Source organism: Lawsonibacter sp. OA9, from assembly GCF_022440585.1.
On sequence record NZ_JAKNTI010000022.1, the window covers coordinates 1,908,308 to 1,935,048 of the forward strand.

The following is a 26,741-nucleotide window of genomic DNA, read 5'->3' on the forward strand; positions in this document are numbered from 1 at the left end:
GAGAGGATCGCTTTATTTTTGTCAGATCTGGGAACACTGTACCCATCGATCTTTCATATGGGAAAGGGGTATCTTCCATGATACACGGCGTAGTAGACCTTGGCTCCAATACGGTTCGACTGTCCATCTATCAGTGCGAGGAGGGCAGCGCCAGGCTGCTGATGAACCGCAAGGTGACCGCCGGTCTGGCCGACTATGTAGAGGGGGGCACCATGACGCCCCAGGGCATTCAGACTGCCAGCCAAATCCTGATGGAATATCAGGATCTGATGAAAAACCTGGGCTTTGACCAGCCTCATGTCTTTGCCACCGCCTCCCTGCGCAACATCTCCAATACCGAGGACGCTGTGGCCCAGCTCCAGCGGGACACTGGCCTGTCCGTAGATGTGTTGTCTGGAGCGGAGGAGGCCCGTCTCTCCTACCTGGGGGCTGTCGGCCCCACCGGGCCTAACAGCGGCCTGCTCATCGACCTGGGCGGCGGCTCCACCGAACTAGTCCACTATCGGGAGGGACAGATTTTGTCCTCCTGCTCCCTCCCTCTGGGCTCTCTATCCCTGTTTAGCCAGTATGTCGCTCACCTACACCCCACCAGGAAGGAGCGGAAGGCCATCCGGGCCCATATCAGGGAGCAGCTGGACCACTTTGTCCCCGCTCCCCCTTCTATCCCCCAGGCCTGCGGGGTGGGCGGTACGGCCCGTGCGGCCTGTAAGGTGGCAAACCGCCTGTTTGGCCGCCCTCAGGACTGCCATACCCTGTCCGCCCAGGAGCTTCGCCGCCTGCTGAAAACTCTGAAAAAGCCGGACCACGACCACCTGCATCTGCTGCTCAAGGCCGCCCCTGACCGCATCCACACGCTGATCCCCGGCCTTCTAGTGCTGGACACAGTGGCACAGGCCTACCAGCTTCAAGAGATTTTGGTCAGTTCCTGTGGCGTCCGGGAGGGCTACCTCCACCACAGGGTACTAAAGGGGGAAGCGGGATGAGCCTTCCAACGGACTACCGGTATACCCAGGACCGTGAGCTGTCCTGGCTGAAATTTAATGAGCGTGTACTGGCTGAGGCCAGGGACGAGTCCGTTCCCCTGATGGAGCGGCTGAAATTCGCCGCCATTTTCACCAGCAACCTGGACGAGTTCTTCATGGTTCGGGTGGGTTCTATTACTGATATGGCCCTGGTGAAAGAGGAGCACATAGACAATAAGAGCGGCCGCACTCCCCAGCAGCAGTTGGAGGCCATCTTCAAGGCGGTCCCTCCCCTGTACAAGCAGCGGGACAAGGTCTTTGACCAGTTAGACCTGCGGCTGCGCTCCTGTAACATCTGCCGGCTGTCTATGGAACAGCTGGACAGCAAGGCCAGGAAGCAGGCGGACAGTTGGTTTCAAAGCCAGGTGCGCCCCATCCTCTCCCCACTGGCGGTAGACCTGCACCACCCCTTCCCCCACCTGCCCAACAAGGGGCTGGCGGTGGCCCTATGCCTAAAGCGGGACGGCCGGGACTCCTTTGGCTTTCTCCCCGTCCCCACCAGCCTGCCCCCCTTTCTGCGGTTGGAGGAGCGGGGCTTGCACTACATTCTTCTGGAGGATCTTCTTCTCTCCTACGCTGACCAGATCTTCGACCAGTTCACAGTCACGGAAAAGGCCGTGGTGGCCGTCACCCGGAACGCGGATATCAGCCCGGAGGACGAGAGCTATGATGTAGATGAGGATTTCCGCCAGCACATGCGAAAACTGGTCAAAAAGCGGGCCCGCCTCTCTCCGGTCCGGCTGGAGTTCCAGGGGGGAAAGGGGGATAAGCTCATCCCATTTCTCTGCCAGCGCCTGGGCTTAAACCGGGATCAGGTCTTTAAGACCCGCTGTCCCATCCGCCTGGAGTATGCCTATGCCCTGGCTGCCCTCCTGCCGGCTGAAAGCGCGGCCGCCCTGTGTGACCCGCCCTTCTCCCCTCGCTTTCCCGCCTGCCTGGACCCCCAGAGACCCATCTTGCCCCAGGTATTGGAACGGGACGTCCTTCTTTTCTATCCCTTTGAGCAGATGGACCCCTTTCTCCACCTGATTCGGGAAGCTGCCTTTGACCCCCAGGTAGCCTCCATCAAAATCACCATCTACCGTCTGGCCTCCCGAGCCAAGCTGGCTGAATATCTGTCCGCCGCCGCGGAGAACGGCAAGGATGTCACCGTACTCATGGAACTGCGGGCTCGGTTCGACGAGCAGAACAACATTCGCTGGGCCGAGCGGATGGAGGAGGCAGGCTGCACCCTCCTCTACGGCTCCGAGGCGCTCAAGGTCCACTCCAAGATCTGTCTCATCACCCGCCGGACCAAAGCCGGAGTCCAATATATCACCCAAGTTGGTACGGGCAACTACAACGAAAAGACCGCCAAACTCTATACCGACCTATCCCTCATAACCGCTGACCCGGTCATTGGGGCGGACGCCGCCGCCTTCTTTCAGAACATGGCTATCGGCAATTTCCATGGAGAATACCAGCGCCTGCTGGCCTCTCCCCTTGGCCTTCGGGACAGAGTCATGGCCCTCATCGACCGCGAGATCGCCAAGGGCAGCCAGGGCTACCTCTTTTTCAAGCTCAACTCTATCACCGACCGAACGCTCATTGACAAGCTGGCCCAGGCTTCCCAGGCCGGGGTGGAGGTCGTCATGAACGTCCGGGGCATCTGCTGCCTGATGCCGGGGGTACCGGGACTGACTGACCGGATCACCGTCTTTTCCATCGTTGGTCGGTATCTAGAACACAGCCGCATCTATCAATTCGGCCGGGGTGAGGAGGCAGACCTGTACATCTCCTCTGCCGACTTCATGACCCGGAATACAGAGCGCCGAGTGGAGCTGGCCTGTCCGGTTCTGGACCCCTGGGTTCGAGGGCGGCTGTTCCACATCATTGACCTGCTCCAGCGGGACAACGCCAAGGCCCGGGAACTGAAGCCGGGCGGCGGCTACCATCCCCGTGAGGCAAACGGACAGGAGCCGGTCAACTGCCAGGAGGTATTTCAGCAGGAAACCGTTTCTCCCCCTGTCCTCCCTCCCCTCCACAGCAGCAGCTCAAGGGCAAATCGGAACAGGCTCCCCGCCTGGCTTCGACGGCTCCTGCCCAGAGAAAGGAAACGCAGAGGGCCCAGATCTGAGTGACCTGGGCCCTCTGCTTATGCTTCCGGCCGCTCCTCCCGTTCTGCCAGTGGGAAACGGAACACTGGGGTTCCCTCGGCCGCCGGAGCGATGGCGCACTGGGGAAAGGCAAATGCCAACTCCCCATCCTGCAGCCAGAAGTCACGGCTGGGCAGCAGCTTCCCTATGTATTTCTCCCAGCCCTGGTCCAGAAAGCAGTCTCCGCCCGTCTGGCGGGCCTCTCCCTGCTCTCGAATGGCAGTGGTCAGCCTGCCTTTCCACCGCCTTTCCCCAGGAAAAAAGCGTTTCAGGGGCTCTGGCCGCCCCTCTCTCACCTTCCACACATCTCCCCAGGTCACCCGGCAGGGCTTTCCGTCCCCACGGATCTCCTCTCCCTCCAGCCGGATGGACAGCAGCCCGCCCTCCAAGGCGGTCACCTCTCCTCCCAGCCGCCCCGTCCAGCACTGGAAGGGACGGGACCGCTCCCGCTTCTGGGCGAAAGAGAGGCAGGCGGCTAGGTACACCTCTCTCTGCCACCGCTGTTTCCAGGATCGGGCCAGCCGGTCGTAGTAACGACTGATCCACCGGCCGCTCAGGCCGGCGTTTTGGACCTCCGGCCAGGACAGGGTATATTCCAGCACCGGCTCCCCCTCCAGGGTCAGGCTCCCCTTCTCCTCATGCCACAGGACCTGGGGCTCTGTCCGCCCCGCTCCCCTTTCCTTCATCGCGGTCCCTCCTCTATCCTTCTTGGTACATCCTATGTACCACCAGAGCGAAGGGTGAGAGGGGGGGCGCTGCAGCGCCCCCCCTCTTGGTCAGTTCAGGCAGAACATGGGGCGTGCTTCGTCAAACAGGTCCACCATGCCGCAGTAATTCAATATCTCGTACTTTCGGAGCCACTCCCGCTGCTCCTCGTTCAATTCCTTTTCCTCCAAAAATTCTCCACCCGCCGTGCAAAAGCCTACCGGAGTGACTGCCGGCAGCACCTCGTAGCAGTCGGCCAAAAACTCCATATAACCCGTCAGCGGCAGTCCAGCGGTCTGGGCAGTCAGCACTCCCAGATAGTTGGGGCTGATGACCACGTCTCTCCGCTCCTCGATATCGTAGTTGGCCCAGATGAAGAAGGGAACAGCATACTGCCGCATGACCTCCTCGGTGGTCCGCTCTGACAGCTTCTTGCCGTACAGTTGCTCATAAAAGGCATTTTTCAAAGGGGGCTGGTGGTCACCGAAGAAAACGATTAATGTGGGCTCCTCACACTGACTATAATAAGCGATCAGCTCCTCCAGGGCCTTGTCACTCTCCCGGGCCAGAGCCATATACTGTTCCGCTGTGCTGTCCGCCTGTTTCAGTTCGTCCGGCAGGAGGATAGTCCGCTCCAGATTGTTCCATCCCTGGGCGTATCCGCTGTGGTTCTGCATGGTCACGTTGAAGAAAAAGCTCCTATCCTCCTCCTCCGTGGTCTGGAAAATGGTCCGGTAGTCGGACAGGTCGGAAACATAGTGCCGGATATAGCAGGGTTGGACCACGTCCTCCTCATAGAGCTGGCTGTCAAAGTCCAGATAGTCATAGGCCAGCACTCGGTTCCACCCGGAGGACTTATAGGGATGGAAAGCCGTAGTGTCATAGCCCTGGCTCCCAGCCAGGGCAGCCAAGGAGGGCATGTCCTCCTCCACATACAGCTGGTAGGCCACGGTGTGCGGAGGCTGGAACAGGCTGGTGAAGCCAGTCAAGAACTCAAACTCCACAGTGGCGGTCCCTCCGCCTGTCACCGGGGAGTACATCCAGCCTTGGATGGTGTTTTCTTCCATGGAATGGAGGAAGGGCAGAGGGTCCTCCGAGGGCGCAAAGCTGTCGAAGATGGAGAAGTCACCAAAGGATTCATTCATGATGCCGATGATGTTTACTGGCCGCTCCCCCTGTGATGTCCCGTCTGTCCCTGGATACTCCTTCATCAGTTGGAGCACAGTTTCCTCCGAGTATCCCTCCGGCTCGTCCACCGAGGAATAGCGCAGAGCGATGGTGAAGTTAAGTAAAAAGCCGTTGCGCTGAGTGACCCACTGCTGGGTATAGATTCCCAAGGCCGGGAGCATACCAGTGAAGAAAAAGGCATAACTGTACCCCAGCACGGCCGTCCACAGGACCAGGGCGAAGGGCAGGCGTATCTTGGCCCGTCTTGTCTGGGGGACGCAGAAAAACACCAGTGCCAGATAGGCCACCAGCAGGATAGCCGCCTGGGTAATATAGAGATCTGGAGAGTAGTCAAAGCCATCCGCCACATTGGCGGCGGTGCGCCACCCGGTGATATCCGCAGGAAACAGGATACGGCCCCGGAACCGTAGGACATAGTGGTTGACCAGCCCGAAAGTGAAGGCCAGGCAGGCCCCCAGAGCGGCGGCCCGGCGGTTTCTGCCCAGAATAAGCCGCAGAACGAAAAATAGGCCGTAGTACCACACCAGGTTCATCAGGACCTGCCAGCCATCCAGATCGGAAAATATGTCGTTTTCATTCAGGATCTCCACCATCCACAGACAGGCCCAGGGACCCAGCAGAAATACCAGCCGGGACAGCCATTTGCCGGGCCGCTCCCTCATGTCAGCCAGCAGACGGGGAAAAGTATCTTTGTACAGCAGTGCTTTCATTATGTTCCTCCAACGGCCCTCAAAACCGCTATTTTATAGCATAACTCCCCCGTGGGAAAATGCAAGGGTTCTGTTCCTAATTTCATAAAAAATTTAGATTTTTTCTTCAGGCGCCCAAGTATATAGACGCAGGCCAGAACGAAATGTTGCGCAGAGGCCGCAGATTTTTTATTCATTTGATTTTGAATATTCATTTTGTCTCATCACTCGGTCTGCTTCTTTTGAAATTTTGATGTATCGTGTCTTAATAATCAATTTTTTACCCAAAAATCAAAAAGTTTCATTCACAATTTTGCATATTTATCTATTGACGAAAAATAGCCTCTGGGGTATACTCATCACAACGTCCCGAATCAGTCCGGGGCCCCATTGAAAAGGAGATTTTTAAACATGAAAAAACTGCTTGCTTTGACCATGGCTTTGGCCATGTCCCTGTCTCTGGCCGCCTGTGGCAACAGCGGTGACCAGAACGCCCCTGGCTCTGCCAGCTCCAACGGCAGCGCCTCCACCTCCCAGTCTGACGCCAGCACCTCCACCGGCGATGCCAGCAGCGCCGGTGACGCCTCCTTCACCACTGTGGAGGAGGGCAAGCTGATCATGGCCACCAACGCCACCTTCCCTCCCTATGAGTACATCGAGGGCGGTCAGGTAGCCGGCATCGACGCCGAGATCATCACCGCTGTGGCCGAGAAGCTGGGCCTGGAGCCTGTCATCGAGGACATGGAGTTCGACGCTGTTATTGAGGCTGTCAAGGGCGGCAAGGCCGACATCGGCCTGGCCGGTATGACCGTCACCCCCGACCGTGCCGCTGAGGTGGACTTCACCGTCAGCTACGCTACCGGTGTTCAGGTCGTCATCGTGACGGAAGATTCCGCCATCACCAGCGTGGACGACCTGTTCGCTGAGGGCGCCAACTATGTGGTCGGCGTACAGCGCAACACCACCGGCGACATTTACGCCACTCAGGATATCGAGGACGCCGGCCTGGGCACCATCGACCGGTACAGCAAGGCTTCTGACACCGTGCAGGCCCTGGTGTCCGGCAAAGTGGACTGCGTGATTATCGACAACGAGCCCGCTAAGGCCTTCGTGTCCGAGATCGACGGTCTGAAGATCCTGGACACTGAGTACATCACCGAGGACTACGCCGCCGCCATGAATAAGGAGAATACCGCCCTGTACGATGCTGTGAATACCGCGATGCAGGAGCTGCTGGACGACGGCACCATCCAGAGCATCATCGACAAGTACATCACCGCCGACTGATTTTCGTGATAAATACATAGACCGGCAAGGGGCCCAGGACACTGGACCCCTTGCTTTTCAAGTGAGGAGAGGAGCAGAATGGGACCATCGGCATCTAAGTTGTGGCCTACTGTAGCCCCGGACTGGATCATGAACGGCCCGGAATGGCTCAATGATCTGGGCTATGACATCTATAAAAGCCTGATTTTTGACGACCGCTACATGATGTTTGTGGACGGTCTGATCAACACACTGAAGCTCACTGCCATGGCCCTGATCCTGGGCGTGATCCTGGGCGTGGTCGTGGCCTTGATCCGGGTCACCTGGGATAAGACCTGCCTGGAGATACGTGGGCCCCGGCGGATCGTCCTGGCCATTGCCAATTTCGCCGCCAAAGTCTATTTGACCGTCATCCGCGGCACCCCCGTGATCGTCCAGCTGCTCATTTTGTACTATGTGGTCTTTGCCTCCAGCCGGAACAAGCTGCTGGTGGGCGCCCTGTCCTTCGGCATCAACTCCGGCGCCTATGTGGCAGAGATCATCCGCAGCGGCATCATGTCCATCGACCCCGGCCAGATGGAGGCGGGCCGCTCCCTTGGCTTTGGGTATGTGGCCACCATGCGGCACATCATCCTGCCCCAGGCCTTTAAGAATGTACTGCCGACTCTGGCCAACGAATTTATTGTCCTGTTGAAGGAAACAGCCGTGGCTGGCTATGTGGGGCTGAATGATCTGACCTATGTGGGCAATATCATTGGCGGCAACGCCTATGACTACCTCTTCCCCCTGCTCATCTCCGCGCTGGTCTATCTAACTCTGGTCATGTTCTTCACCTTCCTGGTAGGAAAGCTGGAGAGGAGGTTGAGAAACAGTGAACGATAATGTGATCATCCAAGCCGAAAAGGTGCAAAAGTACTTCAACGGCGGTGCGATCAAGGCCCTAGACGGCGTTTCCGCCCAAATACAAAAGGGCGAGGTAGTCGTGGTCATCGGCCCCTCCGGGTCAGGGAAGTCCACCTTCTTGCGCTGCTTAAACCTCCTGGAGCTCCCCACTGGAGGTAAAATATTCTTCAAAGGTGCCGATATCACGAACCCCAAGGCGGACATCAACCTGTACCGTCAAAAAATGGGCATGGTATTCCAGCATTTCAACCTGTTTCCTCACATGACCATCCTGAAAAATATGACTCTGGCCCCTACACAGCTTCTGAAAAAGAGCAGGGAGGCGGCCGAGGCCCAGGCCATGACCCTGCTGGAACGGGTAGGGCTGGCGGACCGAGCCAGCGCCTACCCCAGCCAGCTCTCCGGTGGCCAGAAGCAGCGGATCGCCATTGTCCGGGCACTGTGTATGGACCCGGAGGTCATGCTTTTTGACGAGCCCACCTCCGCTCTGGACCCGGAGATGGTAGGCGAGGTTCTGGACGTTATGAAGGAGCTGGCGCAGGATGGTATGACCATGGTGGTGGTCACCCATGAGATGGGCTTTGCCCGTGAGGTGGGCAGCCGGGTGCTGTTCATGGACGGCGGACAGATCCTGGAGGAAAATGAGCCCAAGGCCTTTTTTGACCATCCCCAGCATCCCCGCACCCAGCTCTTTTTGTCCAAGGTACTATAAGAATAAACGAAGTCCGGGCTGTTTACAGCCCGGACTTCGTTTCCTTTTCGAGAATGTGGTTTCTTACTAGCTGAAAAAGGCTTCCAGTTGTCCCAGCAGCTCCATACCCTTGAATTTTAGCACATAGCCCTCGCTCTCGCCGGTGACTAGTTTGACCTGGTCCTGACTGAAATAGCCAGCCTGTGCGGCGGTATCTACGGTTTCGCTGGCCGCCCCCAGGCACAGGGGCGGGAAGGCCACACACCACCAATTCTGCCCCTCGCCTTCCCCAATAACCACCCGGAGAGCCGTATAGTTCCCGGCGGGCAGGGCGAAGCCGTCGTACTCCTTGGTAGGGAACCAGCACTGGGTCAACTGGGCGGACACCGGGTAGTCATAGCCCTGCTCCTCCACCACCTGTCGCCCGGCATCCGCCAGTTGGGTCAGACTGCTCTCCAACGCGGACCGGGCACTTTCCAGGGTCGCGTTGGAGGGGTAGACCGCTTGTGCCTCCTCCAGCACCCGGTCCCGGACTGCCAGCTTCAACGCCTGGTCCTGGGCGCTGTCTGAGTTTGCGATCACATGAAAGCGGATAACGCTGTCCGCCAGCTCCTGCTGCTCCTGACCCAGCCAGCTCCCTCCCACCAGAGCACACAGCAGGCCCAGCATCAGGGCCATCTCCCACCGCTTCAGTTTTCTGTCCATAGGTCCTCCTTGGGGCCTTAAAAGGCCGTCCACACTGTAAGTAAGTGCTTACAGTATGGACGGCCCCTGATGTTCTTAAACCGTTTCCGCCAAAAAAGTTTCCCGGTACTGCTCCCGCAGCAGCTCGCAGGCACTCTTTGCCTTCTCAAGCTGAGTAAAAAGGCCAAAGGCAGAGGGTCCGGTCCCGCTCATGGTCGCTCCCAGCGCCCCGCAGTGGATCAGAGTGTTTTTGATGTCCGCTACCCGGCTTCGCTGCCGGTCAGGTAAGACATCCTCAAATACATTGTACATTCTTCGAGCAACCCCCTCCAGATCCTCCGCCGCCAGAGCGTCCATCACCCCCTGAGTGTCCGGGCGCCGTGTCACCCTGACCCGGTCCAACTGGGCGAACAGCTCCGGAGTGGAGATGGGAAAGGGCGGTTTACACACCACAACCCAACAGTGGGGCAGAGGGGGCAGAGGGGTTAGGACCTCTCCCCTGCCCTCTGCCAGAGCGGTCCCCCCTAGCACACAGTAGGGCACATCGGACCCCACCCGCTCCCCGATCCTAGCCAGTTCCAGAATAGAAAAGGGCTCTCCCTCCATCTGATCCAGGGCCCGGAGGACAGCAGCGGCATCACTGCTCCCTCCGGCCATACCGGCACAAACAGGAATGCGCTTTTCGATGGTGATATCCAGCCCCTTTACCCCGATCCCCCTGGCCTCCCAGAAGCGGAGAGCCGCCTGGGCTGCCAGATTTTTTTCGTTGTTGGGCAGGAAGTGGAGGTTGGTCCCTACCCGCAGCCCCCGGCCACCATTCTCCTTTACCGTCAAGGTATCAGAGAGAGTGATGGACTGCATGACCATCCTCATGTCGTGGTAGCCGTCGGGCCGTTTTCCCAGCACGTCCAGGGTAAGATTCAGTTTTGCGTTGGCCTGGACCTCCATAGTTTCCTCCCCGGCGGCTCCCGCCGCCCTCATTTTTTTCAGCGGATCTTTCTGGCCTCCAGATAGAAGCGTTTTTCCTGTGCCTCGCCCATGGAGAAAGTCTTTCTGGGCAGCACACCGTCGTGGATGACTGTGGGGAACAGGGACTCCTTGGCCATGGGAGGCAGCAGGAAGGCGATGGCATCCCGCCGGTTCCGGGCCAGTTCCCTGGCCACCTGCTCCCCATGGATATAGTCGATCTTGACCCCAGGTCTGGCGGCTATGTACTGGTCCAGGAAGGTCTGAAGCGTAGCCACCGGCAGCTGGGCACTTGGGTGGGGGACCACCACCTGTCCCTGCCCATCGGCACAGATATAGGGCAGGATATGTGTACAGCCATCCGCCTCCCCGCCTCTGAACGCACCGGGATAAAATCCCTCCAGGGCGGACAGCAGCTCCTCCGGTCCCGCGCCGAACACCACTCGGTGGATAGGTTCAAACTCCAGGGACTCGTCGTGGAGATTGACCAGCTCGCACAGGGCATACCGTGAGGGCAGGCTGTCCCACTGATCCTGGGGGACCAGCTTCTTCTGCCGCTCGTAGCACTCCTTGGCTGTGGCCAGGGAGTGATTGCCGTCCCCGGCAGCAAAGAGCATAACTGGAAGCGCATCCTTCAGGGCGTATCTCTCCCGGAACGCAACTGGGTCAGCCAGGGCAACCAGAGCCTGTTCCACCTGCTCCAGCTGCTCCTGAGTCAGCTTCCAGCCCCTGATATGGCCGCCGCCCTCCATCAATTCAAAGTCGTAGAGGAGCTCCATTCCACCTGTCTGGCCAGCTAAGGGCTCTATGACGGTCTTTTCCGGGTCATCCGACAACAGCATAATGTGAGGCAGTTCGATGGGGGCGTTCTTCCGCACCGCTACCCGGGGCGGGATACGGGAGAGGACGGTCCCCTCCGTAGCCCGGACCATGGCCCCAGAGCCGGGCTCATAGTCATACTGCTCCAGGTCCACCATACCTACCAGTCCCCGGCGGATCCTGCCGCTGGTCATGGCACGCTCCACATAGATCATGCTGTGAGGGTATTCTACAAACTGGTTTTCCCGAAGATAGCGGGTCATGGTATTGTTGATCTCCATGATATCGGTTTCCACATTGGGCCCCTCCAAGCAGCTCTCCGGCAGGATGAGCCGTAAGGTCGAGGGGGCTTTTCCCACCCGCTCCTCTACCCGCTGCCAATACTCGGGCTGGGAGGTGTACTGATCACAGGCCACTACCGACCACAGAGTCATGTCGCAGTCTCTGGGCAGCAGGATGTTGGCAGGGCGGAAGGGCAGATCAATCTTTTTCATCTTTTCTCATCTCTTTCAGCAGAAGGTCCAGCTTTTCCTCCAGCCGATCACATCTGTTTTTCAGATACCAGATGGCCAGCATCGCCGCTGCGGCCGCCAGGAAAATGAGCAGAATCTCCCTAAATTTAAAACCCAACCAGCTGAGCACAGCCAGCAGTAGGAGTACGCCGAGGGCACACTTGGCAAACACAGGTCCACGCTCCCTTCCCCATGCAGGGGCCGCCACAGGCGGCCACCATTCCGGCGGGGAGACGAGGGCGTCTCCCCCTACGCTCCTTTCCTCGGATCAGAGGACATCCTCGATGGCAGACAGCAGCTCGTCAAACTCCTCAAATGCGGGCAGCTCCGGGTGGGCCGCCTTGATGGCATCCGTGGACTTGAAAAGGAACCCGGCCTTACTGGCCTGTATCATCCCAAGGTCGTTGAAGCTGTCGCCGGCAGCGATGGTGTCAAAGCCACAGGACTGCAGCGCCTTTACTGTGGTAAGCTTGGATTTCTCACAGCGCATCTGATAGCCGGTGATGGCCCCATCCGGCCCCACCTTCAGGGTATTACAGAACAGAGTGGGCCAGCCCAGCTTGGCCATCAGGGGCTTGGCAAACTGCTCAAAGGTATCGCTCAAAATGATCACCTGGGTCTGGGCCCTCAGCTTGTCCAGGAATTCCTTGGCCCCAGGCAGGGGATCTATGGTGGAGATGACCTCCTGGATCTCCTTTAGGCCCAGACCATGCTCCTTCAAGACTCCCAACCGCCAGGTCATCAACTTGTCATAGTCGGGCTCATCCCGTGTGGTGCGCTTCAGCTCCGGGATTCCGCTGGCTTGGGCAAAGGCGATCCAGATCTCTGGAACCAGGACGCCCTCCATATCTAAACATACTACATTCATGGCAGATACCTCATTCTCTTTTATTTTTTCAGAAGGCCGCTGGAGTCATGGGCTCTCATCTGTCCACCTACCCAGGGCCCCGTCAGCGGGCTTTACTGCCCCACATGTCCCTGCCGGCGGCGCAGGTTGACCAGGAAGTTATCCAGCCGGGAGATAGACTCGGCAATGTCCTTCATAGATGCCGCGTAGCAGGCCCGGACAAAGCCCTCGCCGCCAGGGCCAAAGGCGTTTCCAGGAATGACAGCCACCTTCTCTTCCATGAGGAATCGCTCACAGAACTCCTCACTGGATAGACCGGTGGAGCGGATATCGGGGAACACATAGAAGGCGCCCTTGGGCTCGAAGCAGCTCAGACCGATCCGGTTCAGGTTTTCCACCAGGTATCTGCGGCGGCGGTCGTACTCCTCCCGCATATGCTCGATGTCTCCGTCGCCGTTGCGCATGGCCTCCACCGCGGCATACTGGCTAGTGGTGGGGGCGGACATGATGCCGAATTGATGGAGCTTTGTCATGGCTGCAATGATTGGTTTGGGGGCACAGACGTAGCCCATACGCCAGCCGGTCATGGCGTGGCTCTTGGAGAAGCCGTTGACCACTACGGTCCGCTCATACATATCGGTCAGGTTTGCGGGGGACACATGGCGCTGGCCATAGGTCAACTCCGCGTAGATCTCGTCAGAGATGACCATGATATCGGTGCCGCGGAGGACCTCAGCGATGGCCTCCAGATCCTTGCGCTCCATGATTCCGCCTGTGGGGTTACAGGGAAACGGCAGTACCAGAACCTTGGTCTTATCTGTGATGGCCGCTTTCAGCTCCTCCGGGGTCAGGCGGAAATTGTTTTCTACCTTTAGTTCCACATACTTGGGCACGCCCCCGGCCATTTCAGTCAACGGCCCATAACAGACAAAGGAGGGCACAGGCACGATGACCTCGTCGCCAGGGTTGACCAGTACCCGGAGGGCCAGGTCAATGGCCTCGCTGCCGCCCACAGTGACCAGAATCTGGTCGGTGTAGTCATATTGCAGATCAAAGCGGCGGTTAAGATAGGCGGCGATCTCTCGCCGGAGCTGGAGCATACCGGCGTTCGAGGTATACTTGGTGTGTCCCCGCTCCAGGGAGTAGATACCAGCGTCCCGGATGTGCCAAGGGGTAACAAAGTCAGGCTCTCCGATGCCCAGAGAGATTGCGTCTGTCATCTCCTCCAGGATATCAAAAAACTTGCGGATACCAGAAGGCTTGACCCCTTGGATCTTCTCATTCAGAATATGATCGTAATTCATGTAAAGATATACTCCCTTTCCTCCGGATCCTGGGGCCGGAACACCAAGTGCTTCTCTTTGTATTTCTTCAAAATAAAGTGAGTCGCAGTGCCGGTGACTCCCTCAATAGGGGCCAGCCGCTCGCCTACAAACTGGGCTACCTCCCGCAGGGTGCGGCCCGAAATGATAACCGTCAAGTCGAAGGAGCCGCTCATGAGGTACATGCTCTCCACTTCGTCATATTGGTAGATACGCTCCGCGATACGGTCAAAACCGCTGATGGTCTGTGGGGTGACCTTGACCTCGATTAGAGCCGTAACATTCTCCCTGCGTACCCGGTCCCAGTCGATGATGGCCTGATACCCCAAAATCGTGCGGTCTTCCTCGTATGTTTGAATGGCTGCCTTTGCCTCTGCCTCAGGCACTCCAGCAGCCGCAGCCAGCGCGGCCACCGGCATGGTGCAGTCCTGTTCCAACAGTTCCAACAGCTTTTCCATGAACGCTCTCCTCCTGTTTCTCTGCCCGCAACCGGGTAGGATCTGCGTGAGATTAAAATACCCGTTTATTATACATGTAACTGGAGAGAAAAACAATCCTGCGAATAAAAATAGCGGATAAAAAGGCGCCGCCCATACTTTCGTATGGGCGGCGTTCTTTTGACTGGCGATAACAAACAGGCAAAGGCCTTTTCCAAATGGACTATCCTAGCCGAGACGTGTTTTCTTGCGTTTTGGGATCACTTGATAGCTTAGGCTACGGCCTTCTTATCTTTGTGCAGGAGCTGGAATACAATGACCACAACTACTAAGCCCACACCGATCAGGTCGGTAACGGTGCCGGGAATCAGCATAGCCAGACCGCCTGCGGCTACCATGATCCGCTCCAGTACGTTCATGTTCTTAATCAGATAGCCCTCAAGGCCAGCGGCCACACCCGCCATGCCGATAAAGCTGGTGATAATGATCTGAACAACCTGGAAGGGAGTGGAGTTAATGAACAGCATTGCGGGATTCAAAGCAAAGATATAGGGAATCAGGAAAGCGGCGATAGCCAGACGGGTCGCCTGGAAGGCCGTCTTCATGGGGTTCGCCTTGGCGATGGCAGAACCAGCGTAAGCTGCCAGAGCCACAGGAGGCGTAATGTCCGCCACAATGCCGAAGTAGAACACGAACATATTGGCAGCGATGGGGTCCATGTTCATACCAGTAACTAGGATAGGGGCACAAGTGGTAGCCATGATGATGTAGTTGGCTGTGGTAGGCACGCCCATACCCAGGACGATACAGGTGATCATGGTGAAGAACAGGGCGATCATCAGCTGGCCATTGGCCACACCCACGATGGCACTGATGAAGATCTGGCCCAGGCCGGTCAGGGTGACCACACCGGCAATGATGCCGGCCACACCGCAGGCAATGCCAATGGACAGACAGTTACGGGCGCCGTTCTCTAAAGCCCGAAGGAAGGTGAAGATGCTGGTATCGTTCTTCTGATGATAGAAGAAGGTGTCTACCGCTTTATCCACCAGGCTGATAACGATACAAAGGATGGTCGCGATAATAGCGGAGCGGGCCATGGTATAACCGCTCATAATGATGACCACCAGTACCACCAGAGGAATCAGCAGGTAGATCTTCGGGAGCAGCTGACCCCACTTGGGCAGCTCGTTTCTGGGAATACCCTTCAGATCCAGACGTTTAGCGCGCAGATGCACCTGGAGGAAGATGCCAGTAAAGTACAAAATAGCAGGCAGGATGGCCCGTCTGATAATATCGCTGTACGGTACACCCACCATCTCCGCCATCAGGAAGGCGGCAGCGCCCATAATGGGTGGCATGATCTGACCGCCTGTGGAGGCCGACGCCTCAACAGCGCCCGCGAATTCGGGGGGATAGCCGGTCTTTTTCATCATGGGGATGGTAACAGAACCAGTAGTCACGGTGTTGCCCACAGAGGAGCCCGACACCATGCCGCACAGTGCGGAGGAAATAACGGCCACCTTAGCGGGACCACCGGTGGCCCAGCCAGCCAGAGCATTGGCGCAGGAAATAAAGAAATTACTAATTCCGGTAGCCTCCAGGAAAGCACCGAAGATGATGAACAGCGCGATGTAAGTAGAGCACACGCCGATGGGGGTGCCGTGGATGCCGTTGGTAGTATAAAACAGGTCATAGACGATGCGCTTCAGCGACTTTCCATCATAGAAAGCGTAGGCGATGAAACAGGTGGCCACTACCAGGATGGGCAGGCCTACCACACGCCGGCAGCATTCAAAGAGGATCAAGGCTCCCACAATGCCCAGCACAACCTCCAGCTGGTTGATGCGGGTAGCGCGAATCATCAGATCCTGCTCATTGAAGAAGAAATAAAGGTAGGGGCTGGCCCCAACGATGGCCAGAATAATATCGTACCAAGGGATACGGTTGACTCGCTGAACAGCGCCCTTGCGCATAGGGAACACAATGAATACCAGCAGAATCACCAGACCCAGGAACAGGGGACGGCGCTTGGTTTCGCTCCAGGTGGATACCAGATTCATCCACATCAGGAACAGGCTGAATGCGATCAGCAGGCCACTGACCACATACTTCGGCACACCTTCCCAAATACGAACGTTTGACTCACGGTCGTATTTTTTCATAATCTCATCAACATCGGCCTGCACATTTGTGCCATTTTCTGCCGGTGCGGTGTTTACAGTTTTCTTATCCTGATCTTCCACAGAGATGCCTCCTTTGCTAAAAATCGTATCTTTTGATAAAAGAAACTCTGCTTCAGGTCCGCTCTTTGGCCGCACTCGGCTGCGTCTTCCATTCCCTCTCCGAGATCACAACCAAATTTTTACAAAGCGTAAAGCTGGGGGCTTCTTTGATCTTCCAAAACGCTATGGAAAGATACGCGAATTTTCGTAGCTGATGTGGACCTTGGTATTCCGTCCGCACACATCCCGCAGACTGATCTCCTCTCCGCCAATCGATAGCGTGTGATCGGATACTGTGCCCACAAAAAGATAAAAGCTGGGAAGCTCCATATCAATCTTAGAGACCACCATGGCGCCTGTTCCCTCTTCATAGGTCAGCTCCATTTTAGGGTCCAAGTCAGAGGGCACCCCGGCACCAAACCCATAGTAGATGGTCTTCCGCAGCATGATTATGCCCCTCTCATCCACGTCATACACATCCGTCACAGGCGTCTTGTTGACGGAATGGATAAAGGTGATGGAAAATTCCTCTCCCCGCTCCAACGGATAAGAGATATAGGTTTCCCCAGTCTCCGCATCACGAATGACCAGATGGCCTTCCGGGCGGAGCATAAACACTGCGGCCGCGATAACCAGACAGACTATCGCGGCCGCGGCTACCAAAACTTTGTTCTTATTCACAAAGCGTTATCAGTCGCGTCTAAGAACAGACACTCAGCTCAGAGTGGCACCCTGCTCGGTCAGATACTTCTCAGCGCCGGGATGATAGGGGATGCTGACGCCAGCGACAGCGCCTTCCAGGGAGAGCTCCTTAAACTTGGCGTGACCGTCAGCCAAGCTGGCCTGGTTGTCAAACATAGCGGTCATCAGTTCATACACCACATCCTCAGGCACGTCATTCCGGCACACCAGCATGGCGCGGATGCTGACGGTGGTGGTATCGCGGTCCAGGCCGTCATAGGTGCCGGCGGGGATCACGGTCTTAGCATAGAAGGGGTAAGCAGCCATCAGGTTTTCAATGTGCTCGTCTTCCAGAGTGATGACATTCAGAGGCTTGTTGGCAGTCGCAGCCAAGTCCACCAGAGCGGTGGTGGGGGCGCCAGACACACAGAAAGCGGCGTCGATCTTGCCATCCTTCATGCCCTCGGCGGAGTCAGAGTAGGACTGGTAAACGGGGTTTACGTCGTTAAAGGTCATGCCAAACTCAGCAAAAATCTGACCAGCGGCGAAGTTGTCGCCGGAACCGGAAGCGCCGACGGAAACGGTCTTACCCTTCAGGTCAGTGAAGGTCTTGATGTCGGGATTCAGGGTGAACACCTGGACCACCTCGTCATACAGGGCACACAGGGCGCCCCAGTCCTCATAGGGGTCTTCGCCGTCGAACAGGTCAGTACCAGTAGCGGCATAGTAAGCTACGTCGTTCTGGATAATGGCGAAGTTGACCTCATTATCCTGGAGCAGCTGAACGTTAGCGGCGGAGGCGCCGGTAGAGGTAACACCGATGTTCCCCTTGGTCAGAACGGGATTGAGGACGGTGGCCATTACGTTACCGATAGCATAGTAGTTTGCGCTGGTGGAGCCGGTGGCGATGGTGATATCCACCTTCTCACCAGAGGGAGTTTCGTTGTTGGGAGTAGAGGTGCTGGCAGAGGTATTGCTGCCACCGCTAGTGGAGCTGGTGTTGCTACCCTTGTCATTGTTCCCACAGCCGGTCAGTGCCAGACTGAGGATCATGACCATGGACAGAGCAAGTGCTAGTTTCTTTTTCATGTTCTCTTTCCTCCAATTCCATTTTTTCGTTTGCTCTTTCCACTTGGAAAGAGCAAACGCCCTATAGGGCGTTTCATGGTTGGTCCATAGACCCGCTTCCTATACTGCGGTCCCATTATATTACATTCATGTCAAAAATGCAATATCATTTTTTCCTCCCCCCTCTCCTCCACTAATTGTCTTGACATTTTGTATAAAAAATTATTTATTACATCTACTTGTTACTCCTTAATTTCCCTATATTTTTTCCTGTTTCTTTATTATTTCCATAGCTAAACGCCTATGATTTCTATGGATATTTTTTTATGGCATCCAGCCATCCATCCCCTCCTGCAGCTTTTCTAAAGCCCTCTTTTCAATGCGGGATACATAGCGACACGCCTACTGTAAGCGATTGGCTCCGGAAAATTACGCCGTCTCAAACGGCGCAATCCCTTGCGAATTCTGGCTTGCCTCATCCAGTTGGGCGAAACGGAATTTGATGATGACTTCCTTATCCTCGGTCAGCTCCACCCGCTCAATAAGGCTGACCAACAGTTCCCGGCTCTCTCCTGCCGTCTCGATAAATCGCTGTACCAGTTCCCTGGCCCTGTCCTCACTGCGGACGGGGCTTTTTTTCTGAAACTCCAGGGCCTGCCGCTTTTCCTCCAGCTGCTCCCGCTCCAGTTTGACCCTGCCGAAGATGCGCTGGAAGTCCTCCTCGGGCAGCAATCCGTTGAGCCGGTCGGTGTACATCCGGTCCAGGTTGGCCGTAAGACTGTTGATCCTGGCCTGGATGGCCTGGAGCTCCGTTTCCAGACTACTCTGCTTTTGGGCATGCTCCACAGCTTCCTGGGCCATGGGCAACAGTTCGTCTGGATCCAGATATGCCCGACAGACTTCCCTCACCTTGCGAATGACCGCATCAGTGACCGTCTTCTCCTTGATGGAATGACAGGTACAGACACCCGCTTTGGTAAAGCGCTGGTAGGTCCGGCAGACGAAGTACAGCACATCCTCTCCCCTGGCGTTTTTTCGGTTGAGTACCGCCAAAGGGTAGCCGCACTCGTGGCAGAAAATCAATCCCTTCAGAAGAAAATCGTAGGTCCGGCTCCGTGTGTGCTTGCGGCTGTTCACCAGCAGTTGCACCTTCTGAAAGGTCTCCGCATCCACCAAAGGTTCATGGGTCCCCTCTACGATCACCCAGTTGGCCGGGTCCTGTTTCAGGCACTTCTTGGACTTGTAGCTGATCTTCACACTGCGTCCCTGGACCATATTGCCAATGTAAGTCTCGTTTTTCAGCATTTCAGAAATCCGCTCGCTGCTCCATAAGCCGGTGTAAGGTCCGGGGGTTCCAACCTTCCAGCCGCAGTAGGTGGCCGGTGTGGGGATACCTTCTTTATTGAGTGTAGTCGCAATCTTACGGCAACTCATACCTGAAAGGGCCAATGCAAAGATCCGCCGCACCACCGGAGCTACTTCCTCATCAATGACAATCTTGTTTTTCTCCGTGGGGTGCATCTTGTAGCCATACACTGGCTTTCCGCCGATGAACTGCCCCTTCCGCTGCTTATCCCGCTTGACACTCTTGATCTTCTTGGAAATATCCTTGGCGTACATGTCGTTCATGATGGCACGGAACGGGGTGATGTCATTGGCGGTAGAGTCCACACCGGTGTCGATGCCGTCCAGCAGGGAGATGTACCGCACCCGGTGTTCCGGGAAGTACCGCTCCATGTAGTGGCCGGTCAGGATGTAGTCCCGGCCCAGGCGGGAGAGGTCCTTGGTAATGACCATATTGACCTTCTTGGCCTCGATGTCGGCGATCATCCGCTGGAAGCTGGGCCGGTCAAAACTGGTGCCGCTCCAACCGTCGTCCACATAGGTGTCGTAGACGCTCAGCCGGTGCTGCTGCACAAACTCCCGCAGCAGAGACTCCTGGTTCTGGACGCTCTGAGATGGTCCCTCGCTCTCATCCTCCTTCGATAATCTGATGTATAAAGCCGCATGGTATTCCATGGGATTGCTTATCTCTAAGTACATTTGCTACCTCCTGAGATAAGCTGCCATTCATCATTGCAATTGTACCGCGTTTTGAACTCCTTCCGCAAGGCTCCGGGTAAGGAAAAGTCGAAAGGATCGCAGAAAAATCTCTCTCGCATTCTCTTCTCTGGAAAACTCGTATCGCACCTGTACCGCTTGTCTTTTCAATCAGATCACTCCTCTCACATACTTTCTCTATTCCTATGTTTGCAAGAAAGAGGATTTGCTTGTCCCAAAATTTAGGCATAAAAAAACCAAGCCCATCGGCTTGGTACACACCTATAAATTTTACAGGTATTCGCTGAGAATCTCCCCCAAATCAGTCAGTACTTCGCCCGCAAAATCTTTCGTCAGAGAACGTTCTCTTTGAACTTTCTCAAACAGCTGCGGGTACTGTATGTCAGACCACAAAATCAAGATATCGAGAACGATTGCCACTTCGTTCTTTGCCCCCAGTTCATATAGCCCCTCTAAAACCTGATAAAGTTCGTAGATAGCTGCAATGGGTACCCGCTGAGACATCGCTTCAAAAAACTGGAGTGTAATACTCCCTGATAGATCATTGAGCTTAATATTTTCCATTTTTATCCTCCTTTGTTGTTTAGGATAGAGTGGTCGCCTCCTAACATCTGGCAATCTCTCGTCCACCGGAACTGCACAATTGAATATTTTTGCATATGCCCCTGTAGATCAGTTGTATAGAGCGACCGCCTCCTAACAATCGAACCGTTCGAATCCAGGAGCCTTGTATAATTGAATAAATTCTGTATCTGCCCCCGTACCTCACCAGGATAGAGGGTCCGCCTCCTAAGCGGAATGTAGTGAGTTCGAGTCTCGCCGGGGGTGCCAAAAATGACCGCTGTAAGCCGTTTTTTGATGGTTTACAGCGGTTTTTTATTATCATTCCTTTTGAGCAGCCTTGCTGCGTTACCAGAACGATTTTATACATTTTCCGCTGTATCCCTGCTAATTGGCTTCGAACATTTTTTCCGGGTTTGCTAATGAAAATCACGGATTTGCTAACACGATTTTTCCGAACTATTTTCCGGATGGGGCCGACGCCAGTAATGCGGCCAGTGTGTTGGCAAGTTCCGGCGACTTGCGGAGCTGTTCCACCAGGGCCTCCAGGTCCAGCGACACACTTTCCGGCTCCTTCGGCCCCCTGGTTTTTGCCGGAGGGCGCACCGTCCGCAGGTCGGGATTGGCGCTGGCGTAGAAGGCGTCCTCGAACTTCTGGGCGTTCACCTTGCGGTCCTCGTCCAGAATGTGGGCATACACGCTGGTGATCATGTCGATCTGGGCGTGGCCCGTGTCGCCCTGGGTAGCCTTCAGGTCGCCGTGGTTGAGTTTCAGCTTGTAAGTGGTGCTGGAATGGCGGAGAGAGTGAAAGACCACTTTCGGGAGTCCAGCCTTCTCCCGCAGCTTTTCAAACTCCTTCAGGAGCACCCGGTCCTCACAGGGGCGCCCGTTGGGCAGTGCCACCACCAGGTCGTAGTCCTGATACTCGTCCCGGAGCATCTCTTTCAGTTCGTCCTGAGACTTCTTCCATTCCAGCAGAATGTAGGCCAGAGTCTTGGGCAGCCACACCTTGCGGATGCTGGAATCGGTCTTGGGCTTCTTCAGGATGATCCGGGTGCTGGTGTTGGCAAACAAGGGCGGGAATACATAGTAGACATCCCTATGCCCCAGCATTTCAATGGCCCGCTTGGAGGCCCGCGCCAACTCTTTGTCGATGTAGACATAGGCGTTGTCAGCGGCGATGTCCTCGTCGGAGATGTGGACATTGCTCCAAGTCAGCCCCATGATCTCGCCCATGCGCATGGAACAGGCAAAGGCCAGATTCATCGCCACATAGAGTTTCCCGTCCGTACACTGGTCCAGGGCGGTGCGGATCATATCGGCGGTCCAGATGTCCCGCTTTTTATGTTCCACTTTCGGCAGGATCACATTGTCGAAGGGGTTCTTGGGGACCAGCTCCCACCGAACCGCCTGCTTGAAGGCGCAGCGGAGGAGCTTGATGATCTTGTCAATGGTGGCGTTGGTCACGAACTCCGTTTTGGCATGGTGGTTCTTGGTGTTTACTGCAGGGGTTTTCTGCAAGGTCTGGATGTACTTGTCCACCACACGGGGCGTGATGTCCTGCACCTTCATGTCCCCAATGATGGGGTTGATGTAGTTGGCGATCAGCGAGTTTTGACTGTCATACATGGAAACGCCCCACCGCTTTTCGCCGTAGAGGGAGACGAAGTCCAGCAGGAACTCCGAGATACTTTGATTGCTGGGCGGGAGAAAAGACCGGGTGGTTTTCTGATTCTCCACCTCCGCCTTGCGCTTCAATGCGTCCTGATAGCTGGAGCGCGTCTCCCACTTCTGCTTGGTCTCGCCGTTCTCGTCCACATAGGTGTAGACGATGGAATAGTTTTTCTTTCTTTTGATGATGGATGCCATAACGAACCTTCCTTTCTTGTGTCACAGGTCAAGTGACTCCAGCCAGTGGTCGAACGACCGCTTGGAAATCCGTATGGCGTTGCCAATTCGTACGCTTTTGAAAAGGTCCTCCCGCACAAGGCTATATGCCCGTGCTTGGCTGACACCTAAAATCACGGCAATGTCATTGACCGTATAGGTGCGGCACTCCAAAGGCCTTTTCTCCGTACCGTTCTGAATCTCTGACACAGCAGCCTCCTTTCCGGTCAGAAACGGCACGCAAAAGGGTGTTCATTCATAACTTCCACCCTCATTGTACCGCGCCGTTTCGGGTTTGTCTGCTGCTAATGGAAAGTTTACGAACTATCCGTAAACAGAAAAGCAGAAGATTTATCTGAAAATAAAAGAGGCAAAAAACGGACGGCTGCTGGCCGCAGCTCCACGGGAATCTCACCCCGGCCCATGCTGATGGGTGCGCCGCGCAATGCTTTGAGGGCGTTCAACGCGGGAGTCTCATTATCCTGTCTGTGCATCCTCGCCCACAGGCTGCCACACCTGTTTCGCGGCCTGGTGATAATCGCTCTCTCGTCACGGGGCCCCCGAAAAGTCGGAGACTTTTTGGGGAGAGGAGGAGCAGCGAAATGAGTGAGCTTTCGCGCTTGCGCGGAAGCGAGGGATATGCAGCTTGCTCCGACGAGGTCATGGCGCACCGGCCGACCGGCTCCACACAGACAGATCGTATCCGTCTGCCTTATGCTGCCCGAAGGCTTTCTTTGTCAAGGTGGGGCCAGTCCCCGGCATCGGCAAAGGAGGAAAGGGTAAGCCGCTTGCCTTCTGCCAGGGCTGAAAGGATCAGGCACGCATCACGGCCCGGATCAGTCGGATTTCCAGACAGCGCTTCATGTGGGTATCCACGCACACATGAGGGGTTCCGTCCTTGTCATAGAGGGTACGGGTACACAGGCGGCTCATATAGTCGTCGTAGTACCGCAGCACTTGCTCCATGGCCTCGCTGTCACCGCCGGAGGCCGCATGGATCACCCAAACGGGCGGCAGGTCCTTTCCCTTGTGGATGGGCTCTGTCATCTTCCTCAGCCTCCTTTCGGCATCAGCGCCGACAATGCTTCGCGCAGCTCCTGCAGCGCCTTCGTCCGGTGCCGCTGAACGGCGCTCCGGGACATCCCAACGAGATTGCCGATCTCTCCGTCTGCCAGGTCCAGGGTGCAGTGCAAAATCAAAATGCTCTGCTCCATCTGTGGCAAAGCGGAGAAAGCCTCGGCCACAAGCTCGTTGTCGATATGTAGATCGTAACCGTGCGACGAGAACACAATACTGTCGCTGGGGTAACGATCCATGACACAGAGCTTGTCCAGTTCCGCCTGGGACAAGTCGCTAAAGAAGGCTTCACGCTCTCTCTGGCGTTTCATGTTCCGCAGGTAGGCTCTAGCCTCGTTTCGCAATACCTTCTTGCAAAAAGCATCGAACCGGCATTGCTCGCCATAGTCGCGGGGGTTAGATTCCATCAGTTTCACCCCCTTTCCATGGGGGGATCAGGTGGTTCTCTCCCTTTCCGCTACTACCAATCCTGCGGGAGCGTGTTCTGCCCGCCAAACGCCTCCTTTTTGAAGAAAATTTGAGAAAAGCAACGGCCAGCCATACCGACCGCAGGAAACGACAAAAAGCGCCCGGCAGGTCACAGACCCACCGGGCGCAATGGCAAGTGATATGAAGTTTATTTACATGGTATAGTTCATACTCATGGCCGAACCTCTCCGCCGAATGGAACGCGCTTTTTTTGAGCGGCTAGCCCTTGTCAGATCAGGCGGGGATAGTATCCGGCGCAGCATGGCGGCATCCTCCTTCTATGCCGCCGTGGAAGCTGTCAGGGCAAAGAAAAACAGCGGCTCGAATCGAACCGCCGTGAAGAAAGTGCTTTTGCGCGCAGAAAACCGTCTGCCCCGCGGCGGTTTTTTTCTTTTCTGCCGCCGGGCAGATTCAGTTTAACTATTCATATTACAGCAGGTGGTTACTTGCTGTTTTCCAACCTGCCGAATATCTTCTTTGAATAAAGAGAAATCAAAAATGCAGCTATTGCGGCGCCAAGTAAAACCACCCATGTATTCGCAGCAAAAATGTCAAACAGAACACCGTAAATCGCCTGTCCAATCGGTTGTCCACACATAGCAATAGAAATCAGTGCCGCCATGATCTTGCCGACTAATTGTGGTGGGGTCTGCGTCTGTACCAGTGTGTAAATCTGAACCATAAAGAGCGTAGAAGCACCCATAGCGGTGAAGCTCATCAAAGTGATTGCCCAATACGATACGATGGCGGGCACATTCAGGAAAAGGGAAATCCCCATAACCGCCACGGCAATCGAGCAAACCAGAAGCAACACATACGAATTTTGAATTCTCAGCTTTTCCGATACGATTGCGGTTAAAATTCCGCCGCACAGACCGCCTAGCGCCAGCGCCCCCTGTGTGAAGCCGTACATGGTATCAGACATACCCAGCACCTGTGTAATCAGGATGGGAGTTCCCACAATCATCACCGCGCTCAAAACCAAATTGAAGATGGACACCAGAAAGACCACCGAAAAGAAAATGGGCCTTTCTGTCTTTACAAACTGATAGCTTTCTTTCAAGTCCATTCCGACGACCTGAAATACGCCGACTTCACGCGGGCGTTTTTCGTGCGGGATGTGGATAAAGATTTCCATGATAGCGGAGAAAGTAAAGCACGCCGCACTCAAAAGCAAAATCGGATCAATTCCCCAAAGGGTGAACATCACGCCGCCGATCACCGGCCCCAACAGACCGGAAAGCGTATTGACCTGATTGATTACTGCATTTCCGGCCATCAGTTTCTCTTTCGCAATCAGAAGAGGAACGCTTGCCTGTACTGCCGGCTGATATGTGCCGGAAATACCATAAAGCAGCATCAAGACAACGATAAAAAGCGGAACCGTTGGGATCTTCCCCAGCGAAAAGTAAAACAGCATGATGATGGCCGCTGTAGAGAAGTCTAGCCCTACCATAATGTTGCGCTTGTTTACACGGTCAGCCAATACGCCTCCAACCATTGAAAGAATGACCATCGGAGCAAAGGAGCAGGCGGTCACAACGCCAAATAATGTTGAAGAACCTGTTTCCCGCAGCAGATACAGCGGCAAGGCAAATCGCAAAATGGCATTGCCGAAAAGGGAAATAATCTGGCCGATCACGACGAGAGTGAAATCCCGCCTGAAAAGTTTTGTCTGCATAAAGTACCTCCATGATCTATTTATTAAACCGACCGTCGGTTTGATATGTGACTAAAATAAACTGCCCATTTAGAGCAGCTCATTTTAGGGAGTCAGGCCGTGTGCTGGGACTTGCAGTAGCTGATATAGCCCTCTATCATTTCGTCGTCCAAAAGTTGGTTGATACCAACGCCTTGTAACAGGTCATTGAATGTTTTGCAACGATTACGCATTCCCGCTTCATCCGTCATACTAACCAGCGGATTGAGCCATACATTCGACAATACCATGATGGCCTCTGCCAGCTCACCGGGATTTGTCGCCTGAATGGAACCATCGTCAATCCCCTGTTGTAAGATCGGCTGGATGAACTTTGGAGCAACAATCTGATAGAGCTGGGCAATTTGCATCGCCAAAAAGCGCGGATTATCCAATAAGCAGGGCGTAACGGTCAGCATTAGGCTCTGATTAGAGTTAAACAAAGCGGCCTTAAAGATCGCCCTCAGCTTTTCCAGCCCGTTCAGGGATTTATCATCGCGTACTTTTGCCAAAGCGTTTGTATTTTCTTCCCCTATACGGTGAAAGATCGCTTCAAATATTTCTTCTTTGGACGAAAAGTGATGATAGATTGCGCCTTTTGAAAGTTTCGTTTCGTTGATGATGTCCTGCAAAGATGTTGCGTCATATCCTTTTTCAAAAAACAAATGGGTGGCAACATCCAAAATCAGCTTCACGGTTTCCTCCGGGTATTTGTTTCTTGCCATCCCGCACCTCCATACAAACCATCGGTCTGTATATACTATAACAATTCTTTCTTTGCTTGTCAATCCTTCTATCGCGTCGAATAAGAATTATAAAATGTAGTTT

26 protein-coding genes and 1 tRNA gene are annotated in these 26,741 nt (G+C 55.4%); 7 read left to right on the forward strand and 20 right to left on the reverse strand.

Annotation, left to right across the window (positions count from 1 at the left end):
* The first annotated feature begins 77 nt into the window (after positions 1-77).
* Complete coding sequence (locus MCG44_RS10450) at positions 78-983, forward strand: phosphatase (protein WP_240288105.1); 906 nt, start codon at positions 78-80, stop codon at positions 981-983.
* Positions 980-3,142: a polyphosphate kinase 1 gene (gene ppk1, locus MCG44_RS10455; protein WP_240288107.1), complete on the forward strand. Its 2,163-nt coding sequence runs from the start codon at positions 980-982 to the stop codon at positions 3,140-3,142. The genes MCG44_RS10450 and ppk1 overlap by 4 nt, the downstream gene beginning before the upstream one ends.
* Positions 3,143-3,156: 14 nt before the next feature.
* Here ppk1 and MCG44_RS10460 read toward each other — a convergent pair whose 3' ends face one another.
* Both MCG44_RS10460 and MCG44_RS10465 read right to left on the reverse strand, forming a co-directional pair.
* On the reverse strand, positions 3,157-3,843 hold the full coding sequence (locus MCG44_RS10460) for an RsiV family protein (protein ID WP_186851955.1): 687 nt from the start codon (positions 3,841-3,843) through the stop codon (positions 3,157-3,159).
* 90 nt (positions 3,844-3,933) lie between these two features.
* Positions 3,934-5,760: an LTA synthase family protein gene (locus MCG44_RS10465; protein WP_240288109.1), complete on the reverse strand. Its 1,827-nt coding sequence runs from the start codon at positions 5,758-5,760 to the stop codon at positions 3,934-3,936.
* A 390-nt stretch (positions 5,761-6,150) separates the two neighbouring features.
* On the opposite strand from MCG44_RS10465, the gene MCG44_RS10470 reads away from it, so the two are divergent.
* From MCG44_RS10470 to MCG44_RS10480, 3 genes are all read left to right on the forward strand, one after another.
* The gene (locus MCG44_RS10470) at positions 6,151-7,026 is read left to right on the forward strand and encodes an ABC transporter substrate-binding protein (RefSeq protein WP_240288111.1); all 876 of its coding nucleotides are present in this window, start codon (positions 6,151-6,153) and stop codon (positions 7,024-7,026) included.
* A gap of 129 nt (positions 7,027-7,155) precedes the next feature.
* A complete protein-coding gene (locus MCG44_RS10475; RefSeq protein WP_147571703.1) occupies positions 7,156-7,887 on the forward strand; it encodes an amino acid ABC transporter permease in 732 nt (243 codons plus the stop codon).
* Between the two features lie 4 nt (positions 7,888-7,891).
* Positions 7,892-8,620: an ATP-binding cassette domain-containing protein gene (locus MCG44_RS10480; protein WP_147571702.1), complete on the forward strand. Its 729-nt coding sequence runs from the start codon at positions 7,892-7,894 to the stop codon at positions 8,618-8,620.
* Positions 8,621-8,686: 66 nt separating this feature from the next.
* On the opposite strand, the gene spoIIR is transcribed toward MCG44_RS10480, so the two are convergent.
* The 12 genes from spoIIR to MCG44_RS10540 form a co-directional block, all read right to left on the reverse strand.
* Entirely contained in the window at positions 8,687-9,304 is a 618-nt protein-coding gene (gene spoIIR, locus MCG44_RS10485) for a stage II sporulation protein R (protein WP_240288113.1), read from the reverse strand.
* 75 nt (positions 9,305-9,379) lie between these two features.
* Entirely contained in the window at positions 9,380-10,264 is an 885-nt protein-coding gene (ispE, locus tag MCG44_RS10490) for a 4-(cytidine 5'-diphospho)-2-C-methyl-D-erythritol kinase (RefSeq protein ID WP_240288115.1), read from the reverse strand.
* Positions 10,265-10,269: 5 nt separating this feature from the next.
* Positions 10,270-11,562 carry a DUF1015 domain-containing protein gene (locus MCG44_RS10495; protein WP_240288117.1) on the reverse strand — a complete coding sequence of 431 codons (1,293 nt, stop codon included), beginning with the start codon at positions 11,560-11,562 and terminating at the stop codon, positions 10,270-10,272.
* Positions 11,549-11,752, reverse strand: coding sequence for a hypothetical protein (locus MCG44_RS10500; protein ID WP_186851951.1), 204 nt, complete (start codon positions 11,750-11,752; stop codon positions 11,549-11,551). Before MCG44_RS10500 ends, MCG44_RS10495 begins: the two co-directional genes overlap by 14 nt.
* A gap of 96 nt (positions 11,753-11,848) precedes the next feature.
* Positions 11,849-12,448: a bifunctional phosphoserine phosphatase/homoserine phosphotransferase ThrH gene (thrH, locus tag MCG44_RS10505; RefSeq protein WP_186851950.1), complete on the reverse strand. Its 600-nt coding sequence runs from the start codon at positions 12,446-12,448 to the stop codon at positions 11,849-11,851.
* A gap of 92 nt (positions 12,449-12,540) precedes the next feature.
* Positions 12,541-13,731, reverse strand: coding sequence for an aminotransferase class I/II-fold pyridoxal phosphate-dependent enzyme (locus tag MCG44_RS10510; protein WP_240288119.1), 1,191 nt, complete (start codon positions 13,729-13,731; stop codon positions 12,541-12,543).
* Positions 13,728-14,207, reverse strand: coding sequence for an Lrp/AsnC family transcriptional regulator (locus MCG44_RS10515; RefSeq protein ID WP_147571446.1), 480 nt, complete (start codon positions 14,205-14,207; stop codon positions 13,728-13,730). Before MCG44_RS10515 ends, MCG44_RS10510 begins: the two co-directional genes overlap by 4 nt.
* A 251-nt stretch (positions 14,208-14,458) precedes the next feature.
* Entirely contained in the window at positions 14,459-16,432 is a 1,974-nt protein-coding gene (locus MCG44_RS10520) for a TRAP transporter permease (protein ID WP_147571447.1), read from the reverse strand.
* Between the two features lie 162 nt (positions 16,433-16,594).
* Positions 16,595-17,092 (reverse strand): DUF1850 domain-containing protein, encoded by a 498-nt coding sequence (locus MCG44_RS10525; protein WP_147571448.1) that lies wholly within the window; start codon positions 17,090-17,092, stop codon positions 16,595-16,597.
* A 33-nt stretch (positions 17,093-17,125) separates the two neighbouring features.
* The gene (locus MCG44_RS10530; protein ID WP_147571449.1) at positions 17,126-18,181 is read right to left on the reverse strand and encodes a TAXI family TRAP transporter solute-binding subunit; all 1,056 of its coding nucleotides are present in this window, start codon (positions 18,179-18,181) and stop codon (positions 17,126-17,128) included.
* Between the two features lie 408 nt (positions 18,182-18,589).
* Positions 18,590-20,203, reverse strand: a complete 1,614-nt coding sequence (locus MCG44_RS10535; RefSeq protein ID WP_240288121.1) for a recombinase family protein — start codon at positions 20,201-20,203, stop codon at positions 18,590-18,592.
* Between the two features lie 288 nt (positions 20,204-20,491).
* Positions 20,492-20,785, reverse strand: coding sequence for a hypothetical protein (locus MCG44_RS10540; RefSeq protein ID WP_240288123.1), 294 nt, complete (start codon positions 20,783-20,785; stop codon positions 20,492-20,494).
* A gap of 190 nt (positions 20,786-20,975) precedes the next feature.
* On the opposite strand from MCG44_RS10540, the gene MCG44_RS10545 reads away from it, so the two are divergent.
* Positions 20,976-21,052 (forward strand) — tRNA-Arg (locus MCG44_RS10545).
* 189 nt (positions 21,053-21,241) lie between these two features.
* Here the strand turns inward: MCG44_RS10545 and xerC are convergent.
* From xerC to MCG44_RS10565, 4 genes are all read right to left on the reverse strand, one after another.
* On the reverse strand, positions 21,242-22,651 hold the full coding sequence (gene xerC, locus MCG44_RS10550; protein WP_240288125.1) for a tyrosine recombinase XerC: 1,410 nt from the start codon (positions 22,649-22,651) through the stop codon (positions 21,242-21,244).
* Positions 22,652-22,672: 21 nt separating this feature from the next.
* A complete protein-coding gene (locus MCG44_RS10555) occupies positions 22,673-22,879 on the reverse strand; it encodes a helix-turn-helix domain-containing protein (protein ID WP_065533846.1) in 207 nt (68 codons plus the stop codon).
* A gap of 603 nt (positions 22,880-23,482) precedes the next feature.
* On the reverse strand, positions 23,483-23,716 hold the full coding sequence (locus MCG44_RS10560) for a helix-turn-helix domain-containing protein (protein WP_050617427.1): 234 nt from the start codon (positions 23,714-23,716) through the stop codon (positions 23,483-23,485).
* A gap of 5 nt (positions 23,717-23,721) precedes the next feature.
* Positions 23,722-24,153, reverse strand: a complete 432-nt coding sequence (locus MCG44_RS10565) for a sigma-70 family RNA polymerase sigma factor (protein WP_240288127.1) — start codon at positions 24,151-24,153, stop codon at positions 23,722-23,724.
* 322 nt (positions 24,154-24,475) lie between these two features.
* Here MCG44_RS10565 and MCG44_RS10570 point away from each other — a divergent pair, with 322 nt between their 5' ends.
* Positions 24,476-24,634: a hypothetical protein gene (locus tag MCG44_RS10570; RefSeq protein WP_240288129.1), complete on the forward strand. Its 159-nt coding sequence runs from the start codon at positions 24,476-24,478 to the stop codon at positions 24,632-24,634.
* Positions 24,635-24,656: 22 nt separating this feature from the next.
* Here MCG44_RS10570 and MCG44_RS10575 read toward each other — a convergent pair whose 3' ends face one another.
* Both MCG44_RS10575 and MCG44_RS10580 read right to left on the reverse strand, forming a co-directional pair.
* Entirely contained in the window at positions 24,657-25,895 is a 1,239-nt protein-coding gene (locus MCG44_RS10575; RefSeq protein WP_240288131.1) for an MFS transporter, read from the reverse strand.
* 92 nt (positions 25,896-25,987) lie between these two features.
* Positions 25,988-26,638, reverse strand: a complete 651-nt coding sequence (locus MCG44_RS10580) for a TetR/AcrR family transcriptional regulator (protein WP_240288133.1) — start codon at positions 26,636-26,638, stop codon at positions 25,988-25,990.
* Positions 26,639-26,741 lie beyond the last annotated feature (103 nt).